The organism is Microcystis sp. BLCC-F209, assembly GCF_041928595.1.
Lineage (GTDB): Bacteria > Cyanobacteriota > Cyanobacteriia > Cyanobacteriales > Microcystaceae > Microcystis.
On sequence record NZ_JBHFLL010000257.1, the window covers coordinates 25,978 to 35,998 of the forward strand.

The window sequence follows — 10,021 nt, forward strand, 5'->3', positions numbered from 1 at the left end:
GACGACCGGCTCCTAACCCCACCAACAAACTTTTTGCCGCAAACCCTACTTATGAATATGTCAATCAAAGATACTGTCCAAAATACTGTCAACGTTAGCAATTTTAGTCGCTCGCAACTCGGTCAACCGGATGAGAACAATTTACATAAAGCAGTTGCCACAATTACTGAGGGACATTGGCCGGAAAATCTGTCGGGATACGTTTTTATCGTCTGTCCTTTCCATAGAAAAAATGACCGTCATTTGTTCTCTGGCGAAGGTGTAATTATTAAATGGGACTTGCAAGGGAAAAATAATCAAGTTAACGTTTACAGTAAAAAACTAAAAACTTGGGATAGTTTTTGGCGAAAAGTTTTACCGATATTTAATATTAGTCAAGCCACTTTTCCGGCCGTGATCAGCATTTTAGGTTCTTCGGAAATAGCGAATACTGCTATGGTTAAACTAGAAAAAGTTGCCGAAGATAAACAACTAGAAGAAACCAGATTAATCCTCACCGCCGATGCTGGACGTTACTGGGAAGTGGATCCCGTTTCCCTGGATACCATCACTCCGATTGGTTATTTTGACCAACATATTGTTTCCGTGCCTTTGTCTTTTTTCCCAGTCCTAGAAAATACCGCTCACCCCTTCTACGACAAAAAGACCCAAGAATTTATCACCTGTGAATTAAAGCTAAAACTTATATCGGGAGGTATGTTAAAAGATTTAGATAAATCGGTGTATATTGTGCTTTGGGATCAAGAAAAAAAACTTAAACCCTGGAAACTACAGGGAACTATCCTCGATGGTAGCCCCCATTCGGTCATCGTCACCGAAGATTATATCATGATTCCCGATATGCCCTTTCAGATGGGAGTAGCCAAACTATTAGGTATCAGAATCAGACCCGAAGAAACCTATCCGAAAACTCAAATTTATCTGGTTAAACGTCAAGACCTCAAGGAAGAAGAAACCACCGTTCCCTCGCGATTAATTACCTTCAATGGCGACAGTTATCACTTCCTTTGTAGTTACCATAGTACCAACGGTCAAATTCAGATTGTGGCCATCCAAAATGCCACTATTAGTTTAACCGAAGCGATCGAAAAAGACGATATCCAACATTTTACCGGTCAGAGTTATCCCCCCGAATACCACGGCATCCCCTGGATGTTTTCCTTTGACGTCGGAGTGCTACGCAAAGTGGTTATCGAAGATGCCAGGGTGATGAGCGAACAAGCTTTCATCCATCCGGGTTGGTTCTGTACCGGTCTCTACACCGCCGACCCGCGGGAATCGGAACAGGGATACAGTGCCGTTTATCAAATTTATCTCGGTTATGTGCGTGAATTAATCTGTCGTCGTCAGTATATGGATTGTCGCGACCAAAGCAATCGCATCCTCAGGGATGCCGAACTTCCCTGTCATGACTTGCCCTCGGTATTAGCCAAGGTTCCCTTCGATAAAGATTGGAATCAGTTAACTGAACAGATTAGGCAAGAAAAAAATGCCAGTGATACTCATGTATCACATTTAGGTCGGGAACTACTGGATTTTTATGTTTGTCCTGATGGCTATATTTTAGATAGCATTCAGTTTATTCCCCAAGAACGGGCCTATCTATTGACGACGGTTTTAACCCCGACCAAAGTATTAGAAGCTTGGTTATTTAACCCTGACAATCTCAAGGACGGACCGATTGCTAAACTGAGCTTACCGGAAGATGTTCATTTTGGTTTGACCTTGCATTCCGAGTATTTCGAGCAGGTGGTCCCTTCTCCCCGTCCTTCCGTCTCACAGGTAAATCGATTTCTGTCAGCCTTGCGAAGTCTTGTCTTGGTTCCCGTAGAATTTTTCTTGGGGAGACCCGCAGCCGTTTACAATCGCCAAGTAAAAAAATGATTGTTCTCAAAGGATACGACATTCTTGCCCAGGTTTACGAAAGCGTTAACTCAGAAGTCTATCGGGCGATTCGCACCGTCGATAATCAACCCGTTATCCTCAAAATCCTCAAGCAAGAATATCCCACCACCCAAGAACTAACCCACTACAAACAGGAGTATAAAACCATCTGCGGCCTGAACTTCCAGGGGGCGATTAAAGCCTATGGTTTAGAAACCTACCGCAGAACTCCCGTGATTATTTTGGAAGATTTCGGCGGTATATCCTTAAAAAAATGGCTAGGGGGCAAACCCCTGGCCTTAAGGGACTTTTTAAGCCTTGCACTCCGAATAGTGGCTAATTTAGAGAAAATTCACAACGCCAAGGTTATTCACAAAGATATTAATCCTGCCAATATAGTTATTAACCCCGAAACCGGACAGATTAAAATCATCGATTTTGGTATTGCCACCGTCCTGCAGCGGGAAAATCCGGGGCTAAAAAATCCCAACGTCCTGGAGGGGACTTTAGCCTATATTTCTCCCGAACAAACCGGACGGATGAATCGCAGTCTCGATTACCGCAGCGATTTTTATTCTTTGGGCGTTAGCTTCTACGAACTTCTCACCGGACAATTACCTTTTCGGGCTAACGATGCTTTGGAATTAGTTCACTGTCATCTGGCAAAGCAACCCTTGCAGGTTAATAGTCTCGTCAAGGAGGAAATTCCCCCGGTGGTGGAGGCAATCATCAGGAAACTGATGGCTAAAACCCCAGAGGAACGATACCAAAGTGCCTACGGTATTCGGGCAGATTTAGAAGAATGTTTAAGACAACTAGAAAAAACGGGTAAAATTGAGGATTTTGTCATCGCTAGGCAAGATCTAGCCAATCAGTTCCAAATTCCCCAAAAACTCTACGGTAGGGAGGCAGAAATCGCCACTCTTCTCGCCGCTTTTCAACGGGTAGCCACCGCGGATAAAAACTCCTCTCACACCGAACTGATGCTAGTTACCGGTTATTCTGGCATGGGTAAAACCACCCTGGTTAAGGAAATTTATCAGCCAATTACTGAAAAACGCGGCTTTTTTATCTCCGGTAAATTTGACCAATTTCAGCGCGATACTCCCTATGCTGCCGTGGTTAGTGCTTTGACTAATCTCGTCAAGCAACTTTTGGGGGAAAGTCAGCCACAACTGGAACTATGGCGACAAAAACTCCTCAAGTCTTTGGGGACGAATGCACGGGTGATTATTGATGTGATTCCCGAACTAGAATTAATTATCAGCCCGCAACCAGAGGTGTTACAATTAGGAGCGATCGCTACTCAAAATCGCTTTAATTTAGTCTTTAAAAATTTTATTCGGGTCTTTTGTTCCCCGGAACATCCCCTGGTCATCTTTCTCGATGATTTGCAATGGGCAGACTTGGCTAGTCTCCAGTTAATAGAATTAATTATGCTCGATGGCGATATGGACTATTTATTTTTAATTGGCTCCTATCGCAGTAACGAAATTAATTCCACCCATCCCCTAACCACTACTCTCGATAAATTAGAGCAGGGGGGCATAATTATCAATCAAGTTATTTTAAAACCTCTGGGTCTTGAACAGGTCAATCATTTAATTGCTGACACCTTAAATCATTCTCTTGATTATGTGCAATCTTTGTCCGCTTTAGTCTGGCAAAAAACCCACGGGAATCCTTTTTTTGTCAATGAATTTCTCAAAACTATCTACTGGGAAAATTTGCTGTTTTTCCAACCGGGGCAGGAAACAACCACTAAAACCGACAATAATAGGGGCTATTGGCAATGGCATCTCGGTCAAATTCAAAGGATTGGCAGTACCGATAATCTGATTCAATTTATGATGGGCAAAATGCAGAAATTGCCCCCCGAAACTCAGGAAATTTTAAGTTTAGCAGCTTGTCTTGGCTCAGAATTTAATCTAAATATTCTAGCAGTAATATCTGAAAAATCACCTCTAAAACTTTTACCAATTTTAACTTCTAGTAGCGAAGCTGGTTTAATTATTCCCCTCTCAGAATTAGATGAACAATTACTGATTCAAGAATATAAATTTGCTCATGATCGCATTCAGCAAGGAGCTTACGCTCTCATCGAAGACAGCCAAAAATCTTTAATTCATTTAAAAATTGGTCGCCTACTTTGGCATCATAATGCCACCAACGAATTATCGGAAAAGATTTTTAAAATAGTCGATCATTTCAATCTTGGTTATCAACTAATTAGCGAGGAAAAAGAACGAGATTCAGTGGCTAACTTGAATTTACTAGCAGCTCAAAAAGCCAAAGCCGCCAATGCCCAAACTGGAGCCTTAAAATATATTAAAATCGCTCAAAAACTTCTCAAAAAATCAAGCTGGAAAAATAACTATCAACTGACTTTAAATATTTATTCTGAAGCCACAGAAATCGCCTATTTAAGTGGGGATTTTGAGCAGATGCATCGCTGGGCTAATCTCGTACTAAAACAGGCAAAAACCACCCTAGATAAAGTAAAAGTTTATGAAGTAATCATCGAAGCTTATCACGCCCAAAATCAAGAACTAAAAGCGGTACAAATTGGCTTATCTGTCCTCAAAAGCTTAGATTTCGAGATTCCTGAATCCTTACAATCATCAGATATCCAGGAAGAAATGAATAAAACTCGGCAAAAATTAGCGGGTAAAAATATCGAAGATTTAAGTAATTTACCGCCGATAAGTGAGCAAGAAAAATTAGCAATAATGAAGATAGCGGCTGCTATATTTTCTCCTGTTTTTATTGCCGCCCCTCATATCTTACCCATCCTAGTATCAAAACAGATTAACTTATCAATTCAGTACGGCAACAGTTATCTAGCGGCCTTTACTTATGTTAATTATGGCTTAATTCTTTGTGGTCTTTTAGAAGATTGGGAAACGGGTTATCAATTTGGAAAATTGGCTTTAAACATTGCTGATAAATTTCATGCCAAAGCCCTGATGCCGAAAATAATTGCCGTCTTTTCCACCACTATTAGTATCTGGAAAGAACCGATTAAAAATTCCCTGTCTTTGTTAAAATCTTCCTATCAAACTGGTTTAGAAATGGGGGATCTCTACTACGGAACAACCTGCGCCTATCTTTACTGTTTTCATTCCGCCTTTATCGGACAGGAATTAACCGAATTAGCCCAAGAAATAGCTAACTATGATCTGGCTTTTGTTAAACTCAAACAAGAAAACACCCGCAACTATCTAAAAATCTACGGACAAACAGTTTTAAATCTGCTGGGGCGCTCGGAAAATCCCAGTCGTTTACAAGGACAATACTATCAAGAGACTGTTATGTTACCGTACCATCTAGAGGCTAATGATCTCTATGGTCTCTGTGCTTTATTTGTCAACAAATTATACCTTTGTTATCTATTTGGACAGTACGAACAAGCCACTGAAAATGCTAACCAAGCTCAAAAATATCTAGGGGGAGCCACCGCCACTTTCTTGATTTCTCTGCATAATTTCTATGATTCCCTCGCCCATTTAGCTATTTATAATCATCTGGATAATGACCAAAAACAACAGGTCTTAGAACGAGTGACGAATAATCAGAAAAAGCTGCGGGAATGGGCTAATCAAGCACCCCAGAACTATCTCCATAAATTTTATTTAGTGCAAGCGGAAAAGGATCGGGTGCAGCAATCCTACCTAGAAGCCATAGAAAACTACGATCTAGCCATCGCTAAAGCCAAGGAAAATGAATACATTAATGAAGAAGCACTAGCTAAAGAACTAGCGGCGAAATTCTATCTCGATTGGGGTAAAGTAAAAATTGGCAAAACTTACATCAATGAAGCTGCTTATCTCTATTCTCTTTGGGGAGCAACCGCTAAAGTCAAAGATATAGAAAGCCGCTATTCTCAGTTAATGGTCAATAATTATGGTGCCAATTCCCTGACCGAAACCACGAGAACTACCACCAGAAAAAATTCAGTTAGTCATGCGGGAGAACTGTTAGATTTAGCCACGATTATGAAGGCATCCCAAGCCATTTCTAGCGAGATAGTTTTAGATCAATTACTCGCCACCCTAATGAAAATTCTCATCGAAAATGCCGGGGCGCAGCTGGGCTATCTTATCCTAGAAAGCGGCGGACAACTATTGATCGAAGCCTCCGGTTCGGTGCAGGAAGATGGGGTGACAGTCTTTAAATCTAATGCCATCGAAGAACATCTTCCCGTCTCAATTATTAACTATGTAGCCCGAAGCGGTCAAACCGTGCTTAATAACGATGCCGCCCATCAGGGCAATTTTAGCAACGATCCCTATATTAAAACCCATCAAACCAAATCGCTACTCTGTTCCCCCCTCCTCGACCAAGGACAACTGCGGGGAATTGTCTATCTAGAAAATAATCTCACCGTTGGGGCCTTTACCCAAGAAAGATTGGAAGTGCTGCAACTGCTCTCCAGCCAAGCAGCGATCGCAATTACTAACGCCAAACTCTACGCCGAAATCAAAGCCAAACAGAGACAACTAGCGCAATTTTTGGAAGCCATGCCGGTGGGGGTATTTGTCCTCGATGCTGGCAGTCAACCCTATTATGCCAATCAAACCGCCCAGGAGATTTTAGGAAAAGAGATAGTTAATATCACCACGGCTAATCAGTTGGGGAAAACCTATCAGTTATATCAAGCTGGAACCGAGCGATTGTATCCCACAGAATACCATCCGATTGTCCGAGCTTTAAGGGGGGAAAAAAACACGGTGGATGATATAGAAGTTCACCAAGGAGAGAAGATTATCCCCCTAGAAGTGTATGCCACGCCCGTTTTTAACGAAAAAGGCGAAATTATCTATGCTATCGCCGCTTTTACCGATATTACCGAACGAAAACAGGCGGAAGCGGAACGGATTCGCTTTACCCAAGAATTAGCCGAGTATAGCCGCACCCTAGAACAGAAAGTGCAGGAACGCACCCTGGAACTCAGCCAAACCCTAGAAATTCTCAAGGCCACCCAAGCAGAATTACTGTTTGAAAATCAACTGCTCAGAACTACCGAAGAATCTAGCACCTTTGACTACCAAGTGGGGGGCAGTTTACCCATGGATGCCCCCACCTACGTGGTTCGCGCCGCCGACCGTTATCTCTATAAAGCCCTCAAACGCGGCGATTTTTGCTATGTTCTCAATCCCCGTCAAATGGGTAAGTCTAGTTTAATGGTACGCATGATCGATCACCTCCAACACGAGGGTATCTGTTGCGCTCCCATTGATTTAACCCGTATCGGCAGTGAAAATGTCACTCCCGACCAATGGTACAAGGGGATAGCCTTCGAGTTAGGACGACGTTTTGGCCTGCTCAAAAGGGTCAATCTCAAAGCTTGGTGGCAAGAACGGGAAGATGTCTCGGCAGTGCAGCGCTTGGGGGAATTTATCGAAGAAGTGTTATTGCTGGAAGTGGGGATAGTAGAAGGTTCTCCCCCGAAACCAATTGCGATTTTTATCGATGAAATTGATAGCGTTTTGGGCTTAAATTTTGCGGTTAATGACTTTTTTGCCCTGATTCGTTCCTGCTATAACCAGCGTGGTTTTAACCCGCTCTATCGGCGTTTGACCTTCGCTTTCTTCGGTGTTGTCACCCCCTCCGATTTAATTACTGACCACCAAATCACTCCTTTTAATATCGGTCATTCCATTCAATTGGAGGGTTTTAAGGAACACGAAGCCCAGCCTTTACTGCGGGGATTGGCCGAGAAATTTAGTAACCCACAAACTGTCTTAAAAGAAGTCTTTGCCTGGACAAACGGTCAACCTTTTCTGACCCAAAAACTCTGTCAGTTAATTCGCACCGCCACCTCGCCGATTCCCCCCAATGGTGAAGCCCCCTGGATTGAGGACTTGGTACAAAAGAAGATCATTGACAATTGGGAGGCTCAGGATGAACCGGAACATCTGCGGACTATTCGCGATCGGCTTCTCAACAGTCACCGCTCCCAGTTGCTCCTAAGACTCTATGAACGGATTTTAAGGGAAAAAGAGGTAATTTCCGAGGATAGCCCCCCAGAAAAAGAGTTACTTTTATCGGGGTTAGTGATCAAAGACCAGGGCTGGCTGCGGGTCCATAATCCCATTTATCAAGGGATTTTTAACCTCCATTGGCTGGCCCGGGCAAAATCAACCTAATACTCAATCCTGTTTAAAAGGTATAGGATAGTGGGAAGTTAAAGTTAAAGTTGGATTGGGAGTTAATCATGCTATTAAAAACGGATTTGCTATGATTGGTCAGAGGGACGTTTGCCTCAATCCAGAACATATAGTTCGGAGATTCCAAGGTTAACAACCTGCTACCCCCTGTAGTGCTTAGAGGTGATTAGAAATGTCAAATAATACACCTAAATTGCTAGATGTCATAGCCTTAACCATTGACCTTCCTGTGGCCACCCGAAAAATTCTTGATCAATTGGCACTTGATCGAGGACAATTATCAGTATTCCTGCGCTCAATCAAGAGCGTGCCTTAGCGACTCTGGTTCCACATACGACAACCCCTCGTGGTTCAAGATTTGAAGTGAAAGTCCAAGCTCGCTTCCTTAGAGATCGTTACAATTCCCCATGCAAACCTTTTACGTAAATTAGGAAATCTGACATCTGAGCAAATGATGGAGGTTGATAATGTGTTACTTTTTTGGCTAGGGTTTGAAGAGAGGAATGATCAAGAAAGCGAAGATTAGTCTGTGCGCTAGTTGCAGCGGAAACATAATCAATCGTTAGGGTTTGCGGCAAAAAGTTTTTCGTGGGGTGTGGGGTGTTTAGGTTTATTCAGCAAGCCCTAAATACAATCGAATCCCTATATAATTATTCTAGTATGAGAACATGAGTTGTTCTTAAGGAGCTATCTAAGTCATGACGATCACTATAGAAGATTTGCTGTTATCTTTGCCGCTAGTTAGCAGTGAAGAAATGTTAGCTGGAATGAGTTTTATTAAAAGAGTGATTGTAATTCTGGACTCTAACATTTTAAGCTTATTAGTAACCCCGATCGGTGAAGACTGGCCAGAAGATCAAAAGTTATTTACAGAAGTTTATCAATGTACCGAATGGTTTTATCGTCTGCTGGCAAGAGGAGCTTTTCTGACTTCATCTGATCTATGTGATTATGAGGTTAGACGAGAAGTAAAAGCGTGCAAGAATTAGATAAGTTAAGGAATGTAATTAAGTTTCATAAAGTCAGTTTTATTTTACTACAAAAAGCCGCTTATCTTTGGGCTGAAAAGTTAAAGAAAATATTGATATAGATTGTATCCTATCGGCTCAATGGTCTCTAATCAAAGAAAAATATCCCAGTCGTCGGGTTATTATTGCTACCAAAAATATCAAAGATTTCCAAAACATTACTGATTGCTCCCTCTGGCAAGATATACATTATTAAAGCGCAACCGCTTGCTTTTATTTTTTTCAATAATAATTATAGATCCAAAACAATCTATTTGCCACCCAAAAAATTCTTGATCAATAGGACTCGATCGAGGATAATTAGAGAAAGTATCTTTGCTGGTGAAATTGAGCAGATTAGTCTAGGAAAACCCTGCCCTAGACAAAGTAAAGATCAGAAAATCCTACACCATGAATACTCTAACGATCGCTTGGATAAGTTTACCCTTTTTGAGCGGCTTTATTGGCTATTTACTGTCTCGCTGGGCTAAATATCTGTCCTTAATTACTTCTATTATCTCTCTCGCCTATTCTCTCCTTTTATTTAGCCAATCCTCCCCCATAACCCTCAACCTACTGGATAATTATGGCGTGAAACTGGTAGCCGATCAGTTAAGTGCCTATTTTATCCTCACCAATGCCCTGGTGACCATGGCGGTGATCTTTTATAATTGGGAAAGTAGCAAAACCGCCTTTTTTTACGCCCAAGCTATCATTCTCCACGGCAGCATTAATTCTGTCTTCGTCTGTGAGGATTTTATTAGCGTTTACGTTGCCCTAGAGGTAATTAGTATTGCCGCTTTTCTGGTGATTGCCTACCCTCGCAGCGATCGCTCTCTCTGGGTTGCCCTGCGTTATCTGTTTATCAGCAATGTGGCGATGTTATTTTACCTTATTGGCGCAGTTTTAGTCTATAAAGCCAATAATTCCTTTGCTTTTGCTGGTTTAAAGGGCGCACCT

4 protein-coding genes and 1 pseudogene are annotated in these 10,021 nt (G+C 42.0%); all 5 read left to right on the forward strand.

Features of this window, described 5'->3' with window-relative positions; translation table 11 throughout:
* Nucleotides 1-51: 51 nt before the first annotated feature.
* On the forward strand, nt 52-1,884 hold the full coding sequence (locus tag ACE1AQ_RS16320; RefSeq protein WP_008201844.1) for a carotenoid oxygenase family protein: 1,833 nt from the start codon (nt 52-54) through the stop codon (nt 1,882-1,884).
* Nucleotides 1,881-8,033 (forward strand): AAA family ATPase, encoded by a 6,153-nt coding sequence (locus tag ACE1AQ_RS16325; protein ID WP_008201845.1) that lies wholly within the window; start codon nt 1,881-1,883, stop codon nt 8,031-8,033. The genes ACE1AQ_RS16320 and ACE1AQ_RS16325 overlap by 4 nt, the downstream gene beginning before the upstream one ends.
* A gap of 193 nt (nt 8,034-8,226) precedes the next feature.
* Nucleotides 8,227-8,370, forward strand: coding sequence for a hypothetical protein (locus ACE1AQ_RS16330; RefSeq protein ID WP_157221764.1), 144 nt, complete (start codon nt 8,227-8,229; stop codon nt 8,368-8,370).
* Between the two features lie 382 nt (nt 8,371-8,752).
* Nucleotides 8,753-9,043: a hypothetical protein gene (locus tag ACE1AQ_RS16335; protein ID WP_002783125.1), complete on the forward strand. Its 291-nt coding sequence runs from the start codon at nt 8,753-8,755 to the stop codon at nt 9,041-9,043.
* Between the two features lie 429 nt (nt 9,044-9,472).
* Nucleotides 9,473-10,021 (forward strand): annotated as a pseudogene (locus ACE1AQ_RS16340) (cation:proton antiporter); the annotation flags it as partial.